General features: G+C 33.9%; 19 protein-coding genes. 17 read left to right on the top strand and 2 right to left on the bottom strand.

The window, feature by feature from the left end:
- Positions 1-44: 44 nt before the first annotated feature.
- The 5 genes from ACSV4D_RS03665 to ACSV4D_RS03645 all read left to right on the top strand — a co-directional run bounded on the left by ACSV4D_RS03665 (position 45) and on the right by ACSV4D_RS03645 (position 4,086).
- Positions 45-923, top strand: a complete 879-nt coding sequence (locus ACSV4D_RS03665; RefSeq protein WP_439227190.1) for a DMT family transporter — start codon at positions 45-47, stop codon at positions 921-923.
- A 5-nt stretch (positions 924-928) separates the two neighbouring features.
- The gene (locus tag ACSV4D_RS03660) at positions 929-1,618 is read left to right on the top strand and encodes an HAD family hydrolase (protein WP_408080614.1); all 690 of its coding nucleotides are present in this window, start codon (positions 929-931) and stop codon (positions 1,616-1,618) included.
- 33 nt (positions 1,619-1,651) lie between these two features.
- Positions 1,652-3,154: a hypothetical protein gene (locus ACSV4D_RS03655; RefSeq protein ID WP_439227189.1), complete on the top strand. Its 1,503-nt coding sequence runs from the start codon at positions 1,652-1,654 to the stop codon at positions 3,152-3,154.
- 148 nt (positions 3,155-3,302) lie between these two features.
- Entirely contained in the window at positions 3,303-3,821 is a 519-nt protein-coding gene (locus ACSV4D_RS03650; protein WP_408080610.1) for a ferritin, read from the top strand.
- A gap of 79 nt (positions 3,822-3,900) precedes the next feature.
- Entirely contained in the window at positions 3,901-4,086 is a 186-nt protein-coding gene (locus ACSV4D_RS03645; protein WP_408080608.1) for a hypothetical protein, read from the top strand.
- A gap of 88 nt (positions 4,087-4,174) precedes the next feature.
- Here ACSV4D_RS03645 and ACSV4D_RS03640 read toward each other — a convergent pair whose 3' ends face one another.
- Positions 4,175-4,507: a single-stranded DNA-binding protein gene (locus ACSV4D_RS03640; RefSeq protein ID WP_408080606.1), complete on the bottom strand. Its 333-nt coding sequence runs from the start codon at positions 4,505-4,507 to the stop codon at positions 4,175-4,177.
- Positions 4,508-4,717: 210 nt separating this feature from the next.
- Here ACSV4D_RS03640 and ACSV4D_RS03635 point away from each other — a divergent pair, with 210 nt between their 5' ends.
- The 12 genes from ACSV4D_RS03635 (at position 4,718) to feoB (ending at position 16,701) form a co-directional block, all read left to right on the top strand.
- Complete coding sequence (locus ACSV4D_RS03635; RefSeq protein ID WP_439227188.1) at positions 4,718-6,247, top strand: GNAT family N-acetyltransferase; 1,530 nt, start codon at positions 4,718-4,720, stop codon at positions 6,245-6,247.
- 2 nt (positions 6,248-6,249) lie between these two features.
- On the top strand, positions 6,250-6,801 hold the full coding sequence (locus ACSV4D_RS03630; RefSeq protein WP_408080602.1) for a YfiT family bacillithiol transferase: 552 nt from the start codon (positions 6,250-6,252) through the stop codon (positions 6,799-6,801).
- Positions 6,802-6,806: 5 nt separating this feature from the next.
- On the top strand, positions 6,807-7,157 hold the full coding sequence (locus tag ACSV4D_RS03625; protein WP_408080600.1) for a hypothetical protein: 351 nt from the start codon (positions 6,807-6,809) through the stop codon (positions 7,155-7,157).
- 25 nt (positions 7,158-7,182) lie between these two features.
- Positions 7,183-9,603: a M20/M25/M40 family metallo-hydrolase gene (locus ACSV4D_RS03620; RefSeq protein ID WP_439227187.1), complete on the top strand. Its 2,421-nt coding sequence runs from the start codon at positions 7,183-7,185 to the stop codon at positions 9,601-9,603.
- Positions 9,604-9,688: 85 nt separating this feature from the next.
- Positions 9,689-10,312 (top strand): MCP four helix bundle domain-containing protein, encoded by a 624-nt coding sequence (locus ACSV4D_RS03615; protein WP_439227186.1) that lies wholly within the window; start codon positions 9,689-9,691, stop codon positions 10,310-10,312.
- 122 nt (positions 10,313-10,434) lie between these two features.
- Positions 10,435-11,043 (top strand): porin family protein, encoded by a 609-nt coding sequence (locus ACSV4D_RS03610; protein ID WP_439227185.1) that lies wholly within the window; start codon positions 10,435-10,437, stop codon positions 11,041-11,043.
- A 166-nt stretch (positions 11,044-11,209) separates the two neighbouring features.
- Positions 11,210-11,578 carry a hypothetical protein gene (locus ACSV4D_RS03605; protein ID WP_439227184.1) on the top strand — a complete coding sequence of 123 codons (369 nt, stop codon included), beginning with the start codon at positions 11,210-11,212 and terminating at the stop codon, positions 11,576-11,578.
- Positions 11,579-11,743: 165 nt separating this feature from the next.
- Positions 11,744-12,568, top strand: a complete 825-nt coding sequence (locus ACSV4D_RS03600) for an NAD-dependent epimerase/dehydratase family protein (protein WP_439227183.1) — start codon at positions 11,744-11,746, stop codon at positions 12,566-12,568.
- Positions 12,568-13,512 carry a DMT family transporter gene (locus ACSV4D_RS03595; RefSeq protein ID WP_439227182.1) on the top strand — a complete coding sequence of 315 codons (945 nt, stop codon included), beginning with the start codon at positions 12,568-12,570 and terminating at the stop codon, positions 13,510-13,512. Before ACSV4D_RS03600 ends, ACSV4D_RS03595 begins: the two co-directional genes overlap by 1 nt.
- A 48-nt stretch (positions 13,513-13,560) precedes the next feature.
- Complete coding sequence (locus tag ACSV4D_RS03590) at positions 13,561-14,226, top strand: SCO family protein (RefSeq protein WP_439227181.1); 666 nt, start codon at positions 13,561-13,563, stop codon at positions 14,224-14,226.
- 136 nt (positions 14,227-14,362) lie between these two features.
- The gene (locus ACSV4D_RS03585) at positions 14,363-14,602 is read left to right on the top strand and encodes a FeoA family protein (protein WP_408080586.1); all 240 of its coding nucleotides are present in this window, start codon (positions 14,363-14,365) and stop codon (positions 14,600-14,602) included.
- Positions 14,602-16,701 (top strand): ferrous iron transport protein B, encoded by a 2,100-nt coding sequence (feoB, locus tag ACSV4D_RS03580; protein WP_439227180.1) that lies wholly within the window; start codon positions 14,602-14,604, stop codon positions 16,699-16,701. Before ACSV4D_RS03585 ends, feoB begins: the two co-directional genes overlap by 1 nt.
- A gap of 239 nt (positions 16,702-16,940) precedes the next feature.
- Here feoB and ACSV4D_RS03575 read toward each other — a convergent pair whose 3' ends face one another.
- Entirely contained in the window at positions 16,941-17,594 is a 654-nt protein-coding gene (locus ACSV4D_RS03575) for a metal-dependent transcriptional regulator (RefSeq protein ID WP_408080582.1), read from the bottom strand.
- Positions 17,595-17,670: the final 76 nt, after the last annotated feature.

The following is a 17,670-nucleotide window of genomic DNA, read 5'->3' as shown; positions in this document are numbered from 1 at the left end:
GAATGACATACTAATTGTAAGCAAAACTATTTTCTGTAAACAAAATGAAAATTAACAAACCGCAATTAGCTTTAGTTTTAGGTATTGTCTGTATTTCAATCTTCCCTATTCTGGTTCGCTTGCATTTAACGAATGGACTGATTTCGGCTTTTTACCGGATGTTTATAGCGACACTGTTATTGCTTCCTTATGTAATCATTTTCAAAAAATTTCAGTTACCAACCCTTAAAAACCTCATTTCCGCTGTTCTTTGCGGAATTGTTTTTGCAACGGATATTGCGGTCTGGAATATTGCCATTCAGGAATCAACTGCTACGCAAGCCACTTTATTATCTAATTTGTCGCCGCTTTGGCTCGGAATAACTTCATTTTTATTTTTAAAAAATAAACCTGCGCTAAATTTCTGGATTGGAACTGTTGTAGCCCTTTTCGGGATGATAATTTTTATGGGGTTTGAAACCATTAGCCAATTTCATTTTGACACTGCATTTTTCCTCGCTGTTTTATCCGGAATTCTATATGCGAATTACTTATTAATCAGTAAAAATGTTTTGTCTAAAATAGAAATTCTCTCTTTTATGACAATTGTATTAATTGCTGCAAGTCTCTTTCTGGGGTTAATATGCTGGGTATCTAAGGAAACTTTTACCGGTTTTTCTACTACCGCCTGGCTTGTATTATTTGTTCAGGGAGCTGTGTGTCAATTAACCGCCTGGCTTCTCATTAGCTATGCGACACAACATTTAAGAGCCACCCGAATTTCTGTCAGTTTATTAGGTCAGGCTATTTTAGCAAGTTTTATGGCCTGGCTATTTTTAGATGAAAATATAAATTGGCATATGATTATTGGCGGTATTTTTTTACTTTTAGGAATAAGAATCACTTTTTACAATCAGCCACTTTGGGTTAAAAAAATAAAATAAATTATATGCCTTTTAAAGTTATTGCTTTCGACGCCGACGATACCTTATTTGTTAACGAAACTTATTTTCTGGAAACAGAGGAAAAATTTTGTGACTTAATGAGTGATTACCTGTCACACAAAAGTATTTCCCAAGAGCTTTTCAGAATTGAAATAAAAAATTTAGCCATATACGGTTACGGAATTAAAGCCTACATTCTTTCAATGATTGAAGCAGCTATGACCATCTCGAACAATACGATTCCAATTGAGGTTGTTGCCAAAATTATTCAATACGGAAAAGAATTATTAGACAAACCTATTGTTCTTTTAGACGGAGTCGAAGAAACTCTGGAAGCGTTGTATGGTAAATACAAATTAGTGGTTGCCACCAAAGGCGATTTATTAGATCAAAGACGCAAATTGCACAATTCGGGATTAGGAAAATATTTTCATCATATCGAAGTGATGTCTGACAAACAGGAACAGGATTATCTGGATTTGATTAAACGTCTGGAAATTAATCCATCTGAATTTTATATGATTGGAAATTCCCTAAAATCTGATGTTTTACCGGTATTAGCTATTGGCGGACATGCAGCTCATGTACCGTTTCATACCACTTGGGCACATGAAAAAATAGACCATGAAGTAAAGCACCAAAACTTTAGTACAATTGAAAAAATTACTGATATTTTAAAAAAAATAGAACATTAAAAAATCTGGAATGATTTTTGAAAGTAAAAACTCATGAAAAAATCATTCCTTTTTTTATTTCTGTTTTGCTCATCAGTACTGTTTTGTCAAACGGTTCTCAACTCCTATCCTATTAGCTTAAACAATCCTAAAGGAAATGATAAAGAATTAAATTTTGAGCGCCTAAGATCTCTCGATCAAATCGTTGTCTCCGCCACATCTAATTACTCTAATAAAAACAATCAAATTCTGCATGTTGAAAATGAAAATACCCACGAAGTATTTGTTTTTATAAAGGACAGCGGGAAAATTACGATTCTAAAATACAATCGGGCCTTATTTTTAAATAGTGAATATGTCTTTCCGCTGCAAAATTTAGAAAACGTACAATTAACCGGCTGTAGTTTTAACAAAGATGGAAATCCAAACCTTTATCTATCCCCTAATTTACCTGGCAAAAAAGCTCCATTAGCTTTTATTTTAACTTTAAAATTTAATTTAGAAAACAAAACGCACACCCTTTACAGCACAAAATTACCTGTTAATGAATCTGTTATAACAACATTCCAGATGAATAATTCTTTTCATATTCTGGCACAGCATCGCATGATGCAGGCATTGATTGTCTACAGTTTTGAGGAACCTAAAGTCGCCAAGAAAGTTTTTGATTTATCCTCATTTACTTTTCAGGATAAAAATGGTAAAATGCAAACGTTTAATACCATTACTAAGGCGTATCCAATGGAAAAAATAGATATTAATGATTATAATCTGCTGGAGAAAACGGCTCAAAAAAGTAAAATTTATATTCAGAATAACCACATTGTACTGACTTTAGATTATACCCCTAAAAATACGCAGGCATTTGATCTTAATTTGGAAAATGGTCATTTAACCGAAAAGAACTTCTCACAATCTGTTCTTCAGGATGTAAAGAAAAAGAGTAATTCCTTTTATCACCTCGGAAAACTGTATCAGATTACTGCAGGCGAATCCGAACTCACTTTGGAAATAAAAGATTTTAACTCGGGTCAAATTCTAAAAAAGAATAGTGTTTTAAACGAAAGTGATCAAGACTTTAACAACATTCCCCTTTTCATTCAAAAAGATTCCCGAAAACCGAAAGACATTAAAAAACCAAAACGATTTTTACAGCATCTGAATGATTTAGACATAGGAGTGACCGTTTATAATACTAAAAGAAATACTTATATTTCTATAGGTGGAATTCCAATGACAGAAGATAAAGGAAAACTTATTCAGGCTAATAGGTTTCATAACAGTTTCCTTGATGACGAGTTTTCTGATATAGATTTCCCGGAAATTTATCATTTTAAATATGCTTATTTTGAGGGTATTCTGAATCAAAATCTGGAACTTGTTACCCGTAATCAATCACCACTTGCACTTGATAAACTGTCTTATTTTTTAAGTAAAAACAAGAAAATAGTTTTAAGCAACAGCTTTAAACTTAAAGACTATTATGTTTTAGGTTATTATGATGTCAAAGCAAAAAAATATGTAATGCGAAAATTTACTGATGGTTTTGATTTTTAAAAAACGCAAAGCCCGATTTTCTTTAGTTTTGGAAGATATAGAATAGATTAAAACTATTGCCAAATAGAAATCAAATTGATTCCCTGAAAGATTTTTCACTGCCTTTTTAAGTACCTTTACATCACGTTAAATAAAAAAACTTATCGTTATGTTATCAAAAAATATAGAAGCAGCATTAAATAAGCAAATCCGTATTGAAGCAGAATCCTCTCAAACTTATTTATCAATGGCCTGCTGGGCAGAAGTAAACGGTTTAGAAGGGATTTCGCAATTTATGTATGCACAGTCAGATGAGGAGCGTGCGCACATGCTTAAATTAATCAAATATGTAAATGAACGTGGCGGTCACTCGCAAATCACTGATTTAAAAGCACCTAAAACATCCTACACTACTTTCAAAGAAATGTTTGAAACATTGTATGAGCATGAAACTTTTGTTTCAAACTCCATTAATGAACTGGTACACATCACTTTTTCTGAAAAAGATTATGCGACGCATAATTTCTTACAATGGTATGTTTCGGAACAAATAGAAGAAGAAGCTACTGCTAAAACAATTTTGGATAAAATTAATCTGATTGGTGATGACAAAGGAGGTTTGTACTTGTTTGACCGTGACATTCAGCAAATAACAGTAACCAGTTCTGTTGCAATCAATCCAAAATAAAAAAAGTTAAAGTTTATTTAGAATATATAAAAATAATATTTTTTGTTTTATATTTGTCTCGTTATTAAACGGATAGAAAGTGGGCAAGAAAGAAAAAGAAAAGGATAAGAAGAAAAAAAAGAAAGACAAAAAGAAAAAAGAAGCTCTTGTTGTCATCAAAAAAGTGGAAAACTGTAAATCTTCTTGTTGCGAAAAATTCAAAAAATCAGAAAGCAAGCGTTGCAAACGTTGCCCTATGCATGATTTGATTAAAAAAGTAGCCTAATTTTATATATACAAAAACCCATCTCTTTTTTTTTACATCGAGATGGGTTTTCTGCTTTTAAAAAATTCGGTTCTTTAATTCAATTCAGCTATTTTCCCAATAAAAGTAATTCGGTAACCACTACTTCGGTAACATAACGCTTTTCTCCGTTTTTATCATCATAGGTGCGATGTGTTAATTTACCTTCAACAGCAATTTCTTTTCCTTTAGTTACATATTTTTCAATAATTTCAGCCGTTTTACCCCATGCCACAACTCTGTGCCATTGCGTTTCTTCTACTTTTTCTCCTTTTTCATTTTTGTAACTTTCATTTGTCGCCAGGGTAAAATTGGCTAATTTTTTACCTCCGTCAAAATTTTTGATTTCAGGATCATTTCCTAAATGTCCGATCAACTGTACTTTGTTTCTTAATGCATTCATGGCGTATATCATTTAATTGTTATTATCTGAACTCGTTTCAGACTTTTTGGCTTATAGTATCGAAAACAGTTTGTTTCATTCCGATGGGACAAAGTTGCAACCGTTGTGATGAATTATTCGGTTACTATCTAATTACTTTCGGTTGTAAATAATTGTAAACGTTTGTAAACGGATAATATTTTTTGTACATTGCAGAAAATCAACACATTTATGCAAGCTGAAATTAATAAAGTAGAACTACGAAATTTAAAAATCGAAGATTATAAGGAATTAAAAAAGTCAATGATGGAATCTTATCCTGAGATGGCCGATAATTACTGGAATGAATCTGAGGTTAAAAAATTACTTAAAATTTTTCCCGAAGGCCAACTTGTGATTCTGGTAGATGATATTGTGGTAGGCTCAGCATTGTCCCTGATTGTTCCTGAAGATTTAGTAGATAAAAATCATGATTATGCTAAAATCACAGGAAATTACACTTTTTCGACGCATACTTACAATGGAGATGTGCTTTACGGAATTGATGTTTTTGTGGACCCAAAATACCGAGGTTTACGCTTAGGCCGCAGAATGTATGACGCACGAAAAGAAATTTGTGAACAACTGAATCTGAAATCTATTGTATTTGCAGGCAGAATTCCTAATTACGGTCAGTATGCACAAGAACTCACGCCTAAAGGATATATTGACAAGGTAAAAAGAAAAGAAATTCATGACCCGGTACTTTCCTTTCAGCTGAGTAATGATTTTCACGTGATGCGAATCATGAAAAATTATCTCGAAGGAGATAAAAAATCTAAAGAATTTGCGGTACTATTAGAATGGAACAACATTTATTATGATGAAAGTCCGCAGATTATCAATACGACAAAAAGTGTCATTCGTTTAGGATTAATTCAATGGCAAATGCGTCCCTTAAAAGACTTAGAAGCATTGTTTGAACAATCAGAGTTTTTTATTGATGCTGTTTCAGGTTATGGCAGTGACTTTGCTGTATTTCCTGAATTATTTATTGCCCCTCTGATGGCTGATTACAATCACCTTTCTGAAGCAGATGCTATCCGGGAATTAGCAAAATATGCCGTACCTATAAGGAAACGTTTTCAGGAATTAGCCATTGCCTACAACATTAATATTATTACCGGAAGCATGCCGCATCTGGTAGACGGCACTTTGTACAACGCCGGTTTTCTTTGTAAAAGGGACGGTACCTATGAAACTTATACTAAAATTCACATCACGCCAAATGAGGTTTTCCATTGGGGAATAACAGGCGGAAACAGTATCCAGACCTTTGATACTGATTGTGGAAAAATAGGAATTGTAATTTGTTATGATGTTGAATTCCCTGAACTTTCCCGATTAATGGCCGATGAAGGCATGAATATTCTATTTGTTCCCTTTTTGACGGATACACAAAACGGTTATACACGCGTCAAACATTGCGCTCAGGCCCGGGCAATAGAAAACGAATGTTATGTTGCTATTGCGGGATGTGTAGGGAATTTACCTAAAGTAAATAATATGGATATTCAATATGCGCAAACAGCTGTTTTTACTCCTTCTGACTTTGCTTTTCCAAGTAATGGAGTGAAAGCCGAAACAACCCCAAACACCGAAATGACATTGATTGTTGATGTTGATCTGGATTTATTAAAAGAGCTCCACGAACACGGAAGCGTTAAAATATTAAAAGACCGCCGACATGATTTATATCGTATCAGAAAATTAAAAAGCTAAATATGGAAAGTGAACTATTTGATTTAGAAAAATTAAAGTTTCCCATCGGAGAATTTCAAAAACCAAATTTAATAACCACAGATAATTTAAAAAACTGGATAGCAATTATTGAAGAATTCCCTTCAAAGGTAAAATTGCTGACTGAAAACCTTTCTGTAAAAGAGTTAAATTGGATATACAGACCTGACGGATGGAAAATAAAACAGCTAATACATCATTGTGCCGACAGCCACATGAATAGTTTTATTCGCTTTAAACTGGCTTTAACAGAAGAAATGCCCATAATAAAACCTTACGAAGAAGATCAATGGGCTGAACTTCAGGACGGACTTGCTGATGATTTATCAGCATCAGTACTAATTATTGAAGGCGTACATGCCCGATGGGTTTACTTACTGAAATCCTTTGGCGAAAAGGAGTTAAAACGACAATTTATTCATCCTGCTACCAATAAAATTTCGACACTGGAAGAAACAATCGGAATGTATGCCTGGCATTGCAACCATCATTTAGCACATATCGAACAAGCCTTACTATACAAAGGCCAATTTTAATAATTATGGAAAAAAACTGTTTAGAATGTGGGGAAAAAATTGTAGGCCGCGAAGATAAAAAGTTCTGCAGCGACGGCTGTCGCAATGCTTATAACAATAAGATAAACAAAGACAGTAATAACATTATGCGTAACATTAATAATAAATTACGCAAAAATTATCGTATTCTTACAGAACTCAATACAGATGGAAAATCAAAAACTACAAAAACTAAATTATTAAGTAAAGGTTTTGATTTTGATTTTTTTACCAATATATTGAAAACCAAAACAGGAAACACCTATTATTTTCTGTACGATCAAGGCTATATGTTATTAGAAAATGATTTGTATATTCTTGTAAAAAAAGACAATTAGCAACCCACCCAAATCTACCTTAAAAATGAAAAAAGATTTATCCTCCATTGTTTCGGTACTGTTTTTTATAGCTATTCTGGCTTTAGTATACCTTAGCATGATGCCGCAATGGACTGTAAATAATGACAAACCCCTTGCAGAGTTTTCTACTAAAAGAGCTTTAGTACATATAAAATCAATTAGTCAGAAACCACATTTTACTGGATCAGAAAATCACAACAAAGTCGCTAATTATTTACGTTATGAATTAATAAAACTGGGGCTTGAAACGCATTTTCAGGATGGATATACGTTAACGGATTGGGGAAATTTAACCAAATCAAAAAATATAATCGCCCGAATAAAAGGAAGTCAACAGGGAAAAGCACTTTTATTACTTTCTCATTATGACAGTGCTCCGCATTCGGCATCCCACGGAGCCAGTGACGATGCAACAGGTGTGGCCACCATTCTGGAAAGTGTGCGGGCATTTTTACATAATAAAACCCCACATAAAAATGACATTATTATTCTGTTTACCGATGCCGAAGAACTTGGATTAAATGGCGCTTCACTTTTTGTAAGCAGACACCAATGGGCTAAGGAAATTGGATTAGCCTTAAATTTTGAAGCCCGGGGAACATCTGGTCCTTCTTATATGCTAATGGAAACCAATGGTGGAAATGCAGGAATGGTCAAGAATTTTGCAGCAGCAAATCCTACTTTTCCGGTATCTAACTCACTGATGTACAGCATTTATAAAATGCTGCCTAATGATACCGATTTAACTGTTTTCAGAGAACAAGGAAATATTCAGGGTTTCAATTTTGCTTTTATTGACGGACATTATAATTATCATACAGCTCAGGATAATCTACAGCATTTAGACAGCAATTCTTTAGCACATCAGGGTTCTTATCTGATGCCTTTGCTGCAATATTTTTCTAATGCCAATTTAAACAGCGTCCAATCATCTGAAGATTATGTATATTTCTCCATACCATTTAGTTTTATCAGCTATCCGTTTAGCTGGGTGATACCCATGTTAGTTATTGCTTTTGCTCTTTTACTGTTTTTTATATTCTTAGGAATTGCTAAAAGAATTCTAAGCGTTCAGAAAATTCTCCATGGATTCATTCCTTTTTTGGGAGCGTTAATTTCAGCCGGAGTAATTGTCTTTTTTGGCTGGAAAATTGTACTGCAGATTTATCCGCAATACAGTGATTTACTTAACGGCTTTACTTACAACGGACATAGTTATATTGGCGCATTTGTATGCTTAAGCATCGCAATATGTTTTGCCTTTTATCGCTTTTTTTACCCAAACAGAATTAGTGCTAATGATTTTGTAGCTCCCATATTTAGCTGGCTGCTTATCAATATCGCAATTGCATTTGGTTTACAGGGTGCCGGGTTTTTAATTATTCCGGTTTATTTTGGAATTTTTATGTTTGGATTTTATATTCTTACCCAAAAATACATTCCTCTGTTAAACTTAATTTTTGCTGTTCCGGCCTTATTAATCATTGCCCCTTTCATTCAAATGTTCCCCATAGGTCTTGGATTAAAAATTCTCTTCGGAAGTGCCATTCTTACTGCTTTATGTTTTGGATTACTCCTGCCTACTTTGGGTAATTTTGTCCAGAAAGGCAGCTGGTCCATTCTGTTTTTAATAGCTTCTGTCGGCTTTTTTATTAAAGCAGATGCTGATTCCAATTATGAAAAAGGAAAAGCTAAATCAAACAGCCTTGTTTATCTCTATAATGCTGATACAAATAAAGCAAAATGGCTCACCTATGATAAAAATTTAGATATCTGGACCAAAAAATATTTAGGCGAAAATCCCGGATTATTAAAAGGTCCTGATGATATTCCGCTTTTTAGTAAATACAATTCTCAATTTACTTTTGCTGCACCGGCTCCTTTAAAAAAAATAGCTCAACCCACAATTGATTTTCTTACGGATAGCATTGCAGAAAATCAGCGGTATCTCAAAATTCGTATTTCACCTAACCGGAAAGTTAATCGCTATGATATTTTTGCTCATGAAAAAATGCAGTTTTATAATATTAAAACCAATGGAGTTTCTCATTTAGAACAAAAAAGCAGACTATTAAAACGGGAAGGTAAAAAATTACTGAGTTACTATGTAGTTGATAATGATCCGTTGGTTTTAGAATTTAACATGGATGCATCTGCAGTTTTTGATATGCAATTACTTGAAAGTTCCTTTGATTTAATGGACAATCCATTATTCACTATGGAAAAAAGAGCTGACTGGATGATGCCAACACCTTTTGTATTAAACGATGCAGTTGCTATCCAAAAAACAATTAAAGCGTCTCCGGTTGCTATTCAGTCACCATCAGCAATAGCCGAACCCAAAGTTTACAAAGCGAAACCAATTCCCGTAAAAGCTGTTCCTGACAGGGAACTTAAAACTGTTATTGATACTACAAAAGCATAACAGCAAACTCCTTTTATGTAGTTTCCTTAATTCTCTTTTTAAATCAGAAAGAAAGGTTTATCTTTCGGAATTAAACCAACTGATTATGAGAGATATAAATACCATAAACCGAAAAACAAAAGCGGCAGCCATATTGATTTTTGTTACCATTTTACTGTTAATAAGTAATTATTTTATTGGACTTAATTCTAAAAAAACCAATGAAAGCATTCAGGCGATTTACAACGACAGGTTAATGGTAAGTCATTATATTTTTCAGTATACTAATACTATTCATCAAATAAAATCAGCAGCTGCAAGCTCTCCTTTTTCCGAAAAACAAAAGTTTATCAGCGGCTCTTTGCAGCGCATCCGGTCTTTAGATAAAAAATACTTAGCGACTGTTCTGACTCCCGAAGAAAAAAGACAATTCAATTTTTTCCGGAATCAGTGTGCAGCAATAGAAACAATGAATCAAAATAAAGATTGGCAAAAAGTTACAGAATGGAGTACCCAAAGTTTACAAACCTTAGAAATATTAGCCCAAATTCAAATTGATGAAGGAAAAACAACACTTACAACTGCCAATACAATGCACAATGGAAATCAGTTTTTTGCTCAGTTGGAAATTGGTTTGTTCATTGTTTTAGGCTGCCTTTCAGCCTATTTATTGGTTTTAAAAAAAATGAAAGTAAAAATAAAAATTCCTGAAGCACCCGGTATGAATTGAAAAAAAAGATACCTATAAAGTTTATTTTTTACAAAAACTATATAAATCACTGAGAGCCAAGATGCTGTAAAAAACGTTAAAAAGCCCGAAAACACAGGGGTTCCAAAAGCTTTTATCTAATTTTGTATAGTCAAAAAAAAAAAAAAAAAAAAATTAAACATGAAAAAATCATTTTATCATTAGCTGCAGTTTTTGCATTTGGATTTGCAAATGCTCAGGAAACAAAAAATGTAAAATTAGGAATCAAAGCCGGAGCTAATTACGATTGGTTAGCAACAGGAGCTTCATCTGTACATGATTTACGTCCTGAAGTAGGATATCATGCCGGTTTAGTAGCCGAATTCAAAATGTGCGATGAATTTTCATTTCAGGCTGAAGCTTTGTATTCTCATTCCAGCTTTAAATTTGATGGAAATGGAAATACCAGCGGCAGTGATTTAGAAATTAGTGAAATTGCAATACCTGTTTTAGCCAAATTCAACCTTACTAAAGGTTTGTCAATTGAAGTTGGTCCTCAGGCGAGTGCTATAATTGACTCTAAAGCAAACGGACTTTATGCTAACACCAATTTGAGAAAATACAATGTGGCGTCAGTTTCAGGATTAGCTTATGACTTTACCTCAGGAGCATTTATTCAGGCAAGATACATTTATAATTTTCTGGACTTAGCTTACGGACCGGAAGGAAATAACCGTTTTGGGATTCAGGCTGGTGTAGGATACAAATTCTAATATTTTTCATAAAATAGCAATAGAAAACCACGCGGATTGCGTGGTTTTTTTATGCAAAAAATCATTCGTTTAATTTAATTTTTATTCTATAAATAACTGAAAATAAACATTTAAAAAAATATTTTTTTGTAACTTGTACATATCTAACCCAAAAACCTCAAAAATTATGAAAAAATTAAACTTTTTTATTTGTGGACTTGTATTATCGGCTACATTGATAATATCTTGTAATAATAAACGAAACGATCTGGTAGATACCTGGAAAGTTACAGCGGTAGAGGGAAAAACGCCTCATATGGATTCTGTAAAAAATGATATTTTGGCTAATGGAACTTTAACTTTTACTAAAGACGGACATGTTAACGGAAAACTGGAAACTGATTTCAATGACGGAACCTATGCTTTAACTAAAAAGGGTAAAAACCTGGTAATTAAAGATGAAACAGGTACTCCGTATCCTTTTGAAAGTACCATTTCCGACGATATGCTGATTTTAGACAGCGAAGAAGTAAAAATCACATTCATGAAAAAATAAAATACGATACAAGTTTATTGTTCGGTAGCCGTCTCAAAATTGAGGCGGTTTTTTTATATCCGATAATTTTATATAGCATCTGTGTCTTAAAAAATACTCTAATCTTTGCCCCTAAAATCCAAATAATTATATAGACCTTTGCATCTTGAAATAATTGAAAGCAAAATGGAACAAATAAGCATTTTAGGTTGTGGATGGCTGGGATTTCCTTTGGCGAAAGCATTACTGAAAGAAGGTTTTACGATTAAAGGTTCTACTACAACAGCAGATAAAAAAGAAATGCTGGAAAAGTCCGGAATTAAACATTTCCCTATTGCTCTCGAAGCAGAAAACTCCTCGTCTACCGTAACGCCATTTTTAGACGGAAGCGAAACGCTTATCATTGCTATCCCTCCTAAATTAAGAGGAAAAAATAAAGATTACTCTGATGCAGCACACAATTCATTTGTTAAAAAAATAGAAAACCTCCTGCCTTTTATTCAGCAATCAACAGTAAAAAATGTGCTGTTTATTAGTTCGACTGCGGTTTACGGAGAAGCTAATGACGTTGTTGACGAAAACACTGCTCCCTCTCCTGTTACAGAAAGCGGCAAACAATTACTGGAAATTGAACAATTATTGCTAGCTAATACACATTTTAAAACTACTGTTTTGCGTTTTGGCGGGCTCATTGGTGAAGACCGGAATCCTGCCCGATTCTTAGCCGGAAAAGAAAATGTTCCTAATCCGGATGCACCCATCAATTTAATTCACTTGGATGATTGTATTGGAATCATCCTGAAAATTATAACAACCAACATCTGGAATACTACTCTTAATGCAGTGGCACCATTTCATCCCAGCCGACAAGAGTATTATACTCAAAAAGCAATTATAGAAAATCTGGTCCCTCCGCAATTTAATCGCGAAATTCCTTCAGTTGGAAAAACTATTTTATCCGATAAAGTAATCAGACTGCTAGATTATCATTTCATTCAAATTCATTTATAGTGATAACCAAATTCAAAACCACCGTTTCAACCAGAATAAATGCTATTGGATTACCTGTTCTGGCGCTTATTTGGGTTGGTTTTTTCTGGGGAACCACCTGGATCGCTTCAAAAGAAGGAGTTCGTTATATTCCCGGTATTCAGATGGCTGCCATTCGGCAGTTTATTGCCGGAGCAATTTATATTGTCTTTTTTCTTTTTACAAAAACACCCTGGCCAAAAGGCAAACAATGGAATACAATTGTTATTCTGGCTATTCTCAATTTTACTTTAAGCAATGGTCTGAGTACAGCGGGGGTTAAATACATCAGTAGCGGACTGGGTGCTATTATTGCTGCCATTTTCCCTATCTGGATAGTGCTTATTTCTTTTTTTAAAGGTGAAAAAATTGCTCAGTTAGCTGCAATCGGAGTTTTTGTAAGCTTTGGCGGAGTCTGCATTATTTTTTATGAATATCTGGCAGATTTTTTAATTCCCGACTTTAGATTCGGAATTTTTCTATCAGTTTTAGCTACCATTACCTGGGCATTTGGTACTTTGTATACCAAGAAAAAAGCAGCTTCTTATAATCCGTATTTTAGTTTAGGATTCCAAATGTTTATTTCGGGTCTGCTTTTATTTGCTTACAATGCTGCTACAGGCATTTCGGTTAGTGTACGTGAAATTCCGATGGAAACCTGGCTTGCGATCGCTTATCTTGTTGTGGTAGGTTCGTTAATTACTTTTACTGTATTCATTTATTCGCTGCAAAACCTCCCTCCCGAAGTGAGCAGCCTGTATGCCTATATGAATCCTGTAGTAGCAGTACTTTTAGGTTCGGCCATTTTTGGGGAATCGCTTAGTATCTCCATTGCACTGGGCGGATTGGTTACTTTATCCGGCTTGTATTTAGTCAACAAATCATTAAGACAAAGCCGCAAAAAAACAAATATATTAATTAAGTAAAGCTTCCTGATTTCCAAGCAGGTTTTTGTATTTTTGCAAAAAAAATTCATGAAATCTGTTTTATACAAATACCGCATATTCATTGGTATCTTTATTGTTTTTTCGGCAATCACACTTTTTTTATTTTATGGGGCATTAAAACCTAAAAAAACACTTCCTATTTATAATCCCGCCGATGTAAATCCGGAATTAGTAGACAGTACGGTGCAATATGTGAGCAAATACCATACAATAGCTGATTTTTCGTTTACCAATCAAAACGGGAAAACCATTACTCAAAAAGATTATGAAGGGAAAATTTATGTTGCTGATTTTTTCTTTACTACCTGTGGTTCTATTTGTCCAAAAATGACCGCAAATTTAGTGGAAGTTCAAAAAGCTGTCCTTAATAATCCCAAAGTCATGTTGTTATCACACACCGTTTTTCCCGAAGTAGATACAGTAGAAGCTTTAAAAGCTTATGCGCTGAAAAACGATGTAGTTGACAGCAAGTGGAATCTGGTTACAGGAGATAAAAAAGAAATTTATACCATGGCCAGAAAATCATATTTAGCCGTAAAACTGGGAAAACCAAGTGAATTATACGATATGGTTCATACAGAAAATTTTGTTTTGGTTGACGCTAAAAAACGTGTTCGCGGCTTTTATGACGGAACGAAAAAACAAGATATTGAGCGATTAATCGAAGATATTAACTTTCTTTGTGAAAATTAAAAAACCAAAACCCAAAAACACAGAAATATATTTTTACTTAAAATAAATTCTAATTAAATCATAAAACTGATTTTTAGAAGTCAATTTAGTATTATAATTATGTATTTTTGCAATCTTAATTCAATCTAAATAAGCCTTGCGTACCACGATAAATTCACTACGAAAAAACGAAAAAGCAATCATCAAAGATTTTGATATTGACATTATTCCTTTAAAGTTACTTGAAATGGGGTGCTTGCCTGGAAACACAGTCCAATTACTTCAAATTGCACCTTTTGGAGATCCGTTATATTTAGATGTAAATGGTTCTCACGTGGCTATTCGTCTGGAAACAGCTAAAGAAATTGAAGTAGAACTTATCAAAATTGTACTTTAATGGTCCCTCAGAATATTAACGTAGCATTAATCGGAAATCCAAACGTAGGTAAAACTTCTGTCTTTAATCAGCTTACCGGTCTGAATCAACAGGTAGGTAACTACCCGGGAATCACCGTGGAAAAAAAGATTGGATTTTGCAAATTACCCCATAATATCAAAGCTAACATTCTGGACTTGCCGGGGACTTACAGTCTTAATGCAAGTTCTATTGATGAAAATGTAGTTATAGAATTATTATTAAATAAAAATGATAAATTATATCCGGATGTAGCATTAGTAGTCACTGATGTAGAAAATCTGAAGAGAAATTTATTGCTTTTTACTCAGATTAAAGATCTTGAAATCCCCACCATTTTAGTCATTAATATGGCTGACCGAATGGAAACTAAAGGAATTTCACTCAATATCCCTTTTCTAGAAGAACAATTAAAAACAAAAATTGCCTTAGTAAGTTCCAGAAAATCTTTAGGAATTGAGGAGTTAAAAGAGCTCATTGTAACTTATAAATCAATACCGGCTGAGCCTTGTTTAAATGCTTCGGTTATTGACAAAGAATATTTTAACAATTTACAAAATGCTTTTCCGGATCAGCTGTTATACAAACTTTGGTTAGTAATTACTCAGGATGTTAACTTTTTAAATTTAGAACGAAAAGAAATACAGAGTTCGTTTACCAAATCACATACTGAATTAAAGCGCTTACAGCAAAAAGAGACGATTAAACGCTATCAGTTTATCAATGATGTATTAAAAGAAGGTCTTAGTATAGATACCAGCATAGCCAAAGATTTTCGCTCTAAACTGGATCGTGTTTTAACGCACAAGTTCTGGGGGTATATCATTTTCTTTGTAATCCTTTTTGTTATTTTCCAATCGATATTTGACTGGTCTTCTATCCCAATGGATTTTATCGACAGCAGCTTTGCCACATTAAGCACGATGGCCGCTGAGAATTTGCCGGCAGGTATTTTAACCGATTTGATTTCTCAGGGAATTATTCCCGGTATTGGAGGAATCCTGATTTTTATCCCACAAATTGCATTCTTATTTCTCTTTATATCCATCTTAGAAGAAAGTGGTTATATGAGCCGAGTGGTCTTTATTATGGATAAAATCATGCGTCGTTTTGGATTATCAGGAAAAAGTGTTGTCCCCTTGATTTCAGGAACTGCCTGTGCAATCCCTGCTATCATGGCCACACGAAATATTGAGAACTGGAAAGAACGCTTAATAACCATTCTGGTAACGCCGTTCACCACCTGCTCTGCCCGATTGCCTGTTTATGCTATAATTATTGCATTAGTTATCCCTAATCACCGCGTATTAGGGTTTTTGAACCTTCAGGGGTTAACCTTAATGTTATTGTATCTTTTAGGCTTTGGCATGGCAATATTTTCGGCTTATGTATTAAACAAAGTAATGAAAATAAGCGGGAAAACTTTTTTTGTAGTCGAAATGCCTAATTATAAGTTACCCTTATTTAAAAATGTTGCTATTAATGTAATCGAAAAAACAAAAGCATTTATTTTAGGTGCAGGAAAGATTATTTTAGCAATATCCATTGTACTTTGGTTTTTAGCTTCTTACGGGCCCGGAGAAAAATTTCAAAATGCCGAAAGCATTATTACTGCGCAGGAAAAAAACAACACCATTTCAGAAGCTGAACTTGAAAACAAAATTGCTTCCTATAAACTGGAGAATTCGTATATTGGAATCATGGGTAAAACAATAGAACCGGTTATTTCTCCTTTAGGATATGATTGGAAAATAGGTATTGCCATTATTAGTTCATTTGCGGCCAGAGAAGTATTTGTGGGTACATTAGCGACCATTTACAGTGTGGGAGGATCAGATAATGAAACTACTATTAAAAATAAAATGCAATCTGAAATCCATCCTGAAACGGGTTTAAAGGTATTTAATTTTGCTACCGGGATTTCATTACTGCTGTTTTATGCTTTTGCAATGCAATGCGCCAGTACAATAGCCATTACTAAAAAAGAGACTAATAGCTGGAAATGGCCGTTAGGACAATTAATATTCATGAGTGCTTTTGCCTATTTTGTTGCCTTAATAGCGTATCAAATTTTAAAATAAGAAAAGATGTTTCAGGAAATTATAGCTTTTATAACACTTGGCATAGCCGTTATTTACCTTATTAAGAAATTCTTTTTAAAAAAGAAAAAAAAGGATAAAAACTGCGGCGGTGATGACTGCGGCTGCCATTAAAAAATAGTTTTATCCAAAAAAACAAGACCTAAGCGGTAATTTTCACCGCAGACTTGCAGATGATAATTTTGTGAATCTGCGGTAATTTTTTTTATAGTTCTGTTTGTTTAACTCAGCTTTACAAAAAGATTGGTAGCTATTTTATTCGAAATATTCAATGGTTTATCATCCACTTTAATACGCAGCGAAAGATCAAAAGTTTCTTTACCCAGAATTTCAATAGTAGATCCCAGAGCAATTTGCTGCTTATCCAGATATTTTAAAAACTCCGAAGAAGTATCCTTAACACCTACACAAATTCCTTTTTGGTTTTCTGTCAGGTCAGAAAGCAATTGTTTTTCAATTTTAGGCAACAATCCCTGCGCATTAGGAATAGGATCACCATGTGGATCTTCGGTTGGATTTCCTAGAAAATCATCCAGCTTATTAATCAGTTTCTCCGATTTTATATGCTCTAACTGCTCTGCAATATCATGAACCTCATCCCAGGAAAAATCCAGCTTTTCAACTAAAAAAACTTCCCACAAACGGTGTTTTCTGACAATCATTTTAGCCTCCAGTTTTCCTTTTTCAGTCAGACTTACTCCTTGGTATTTTTTATAATGAACTAAATCTTTTTCAGCCAGCTTTTTAAGCATATCAGTAACTGATGAGGCTTTTGTCTCCATGACTTCGGCAATAGCATTCGTACTTACTCCCGAACCGGAAACTACAGTAAGATGATAGATAGATTTAAGATAATTTTCTTCTGAAAAAGTCATTTTTTTGAGGTTGTATGTTACTAAGCTCCTAAGTTGCTAAGTTGCTGAGAAAACCTCAGAAACTTAGCAACTCAGT

This window comes from Flavobacterium sp. ARAG 55.4, assembly GCF_051846875.1.
Lineage (GTDB): Bacteria > Bacteroidota > Bacteroidia > Flavobacteriales > Flavobacteriaceae > Flavobacterium > Flavobacterium plantiphilum.
The sequence above is the reverse complement of the archived record's forward strand: the minus strand, read 5'-3'. Positions and strand labels throughout refer to the sequence as shown.

Coding starts and splice junctions, on each gene's coding strand:
- ACSV4D_RS03665 (WP_439227190.1), top strand. CDS start 45: ATGAAAATTAACAAACCGCAATTAGCTTTAGTTTTAGGTATTGTCTGT.
- ACSV4D_RS03660 (WP_408080614.1), top strand. CDS start 929: ATGCCTTTTAAAGTTATTGCTTTCGACGCCGACGATACCTTATTTGTT.
- ACSV4D_RS03655 (WP_439227189.1), top strand. CDS start 1,652: ATGAAAAAATCATTCCTTTTTTTATTTCTGTTTTGCTCATCAGTACTG.
- ACSV4D_RS03650 (WP_408080610.1), top strand. CDS start 3,303: ATGTTATCAAAAAATATAGAAGCAGCATTAAATAAGCAAATCCGTATT.
- ACSV4D_RS03640 (WP_408080606.1), bottom strand. CDS start 4,507: ATGAATGCATTAAGAAACAAAGTACAGTTGATCGGACATTTAGGAAAT.
- ACSV4D_RS03635 (WP_439227188.1), top strand. CDS start 4,718: ATGCAAGCTGAAATTAATAAAGTAGAACTACGAAATTTAAAAATCGAA.
- ACSV4D_RS03630 (WP_408080602.1), top strand. CDS start 6,250: ATGGAAAGTGAACTATTTGATTTAGAAAAATTAAAGTTTCCCATCGGA.
- ACSV4D_RS03625 (WP_408080600.1), top strand. CDS start 6,807: ATGGAAAAAAACTGTTTAGAATGTGGGGAAAAAATTGTAGGCCGCGAA.
- ACSV4D_RS03620 (WP_439227187.1), top strand. CDS start 7,183: ATGAAAAAAGATTTATCCTCCATTGTTTCGGTACTGTTTTTTATAGCT.
- ACSV4D_RS03615 (WP_439227186.1), top strand. CDS start 9,689: ATGAGAGATATAAATACCATAAACCGAAAAACAAAAGCGGCAGCCATA.
- ACSV4D_RS03605 (WP_439227184.1), top strand. CDS start 11,210: ATGAAAAAATTAAACTTTTTTATTTGTGGACTTGTATTATCGGCTACA.
- ACSV4D_RS03600 (WP_439227183.1), top strand. CDS start 11,744: ATGGAACAAATAAGCATTTTAGGTTGTGGATGGCTGGGATTTCCTTTG.
- ACSV4D_RS03590 (WP_439227181.1), top strand. CDS start 13,561: ATGAAATCTGTTTTATACAAATACCGCATATTCATTGGTATCTTTATT.
- feoB (WP_439227180.1), top strand. CDS start 14,602: ATGGTCCCTCAGAATATTAACGTAGCATTAATCGGAAATCCAAACGTA.
- ACSV4D_RS03575 (WP_408080582.1), bottom strand. CDS start 17,594: ATGACTTTTTCAGAAGAAAATTATCTTAAATCTATCTATCATCTTACT.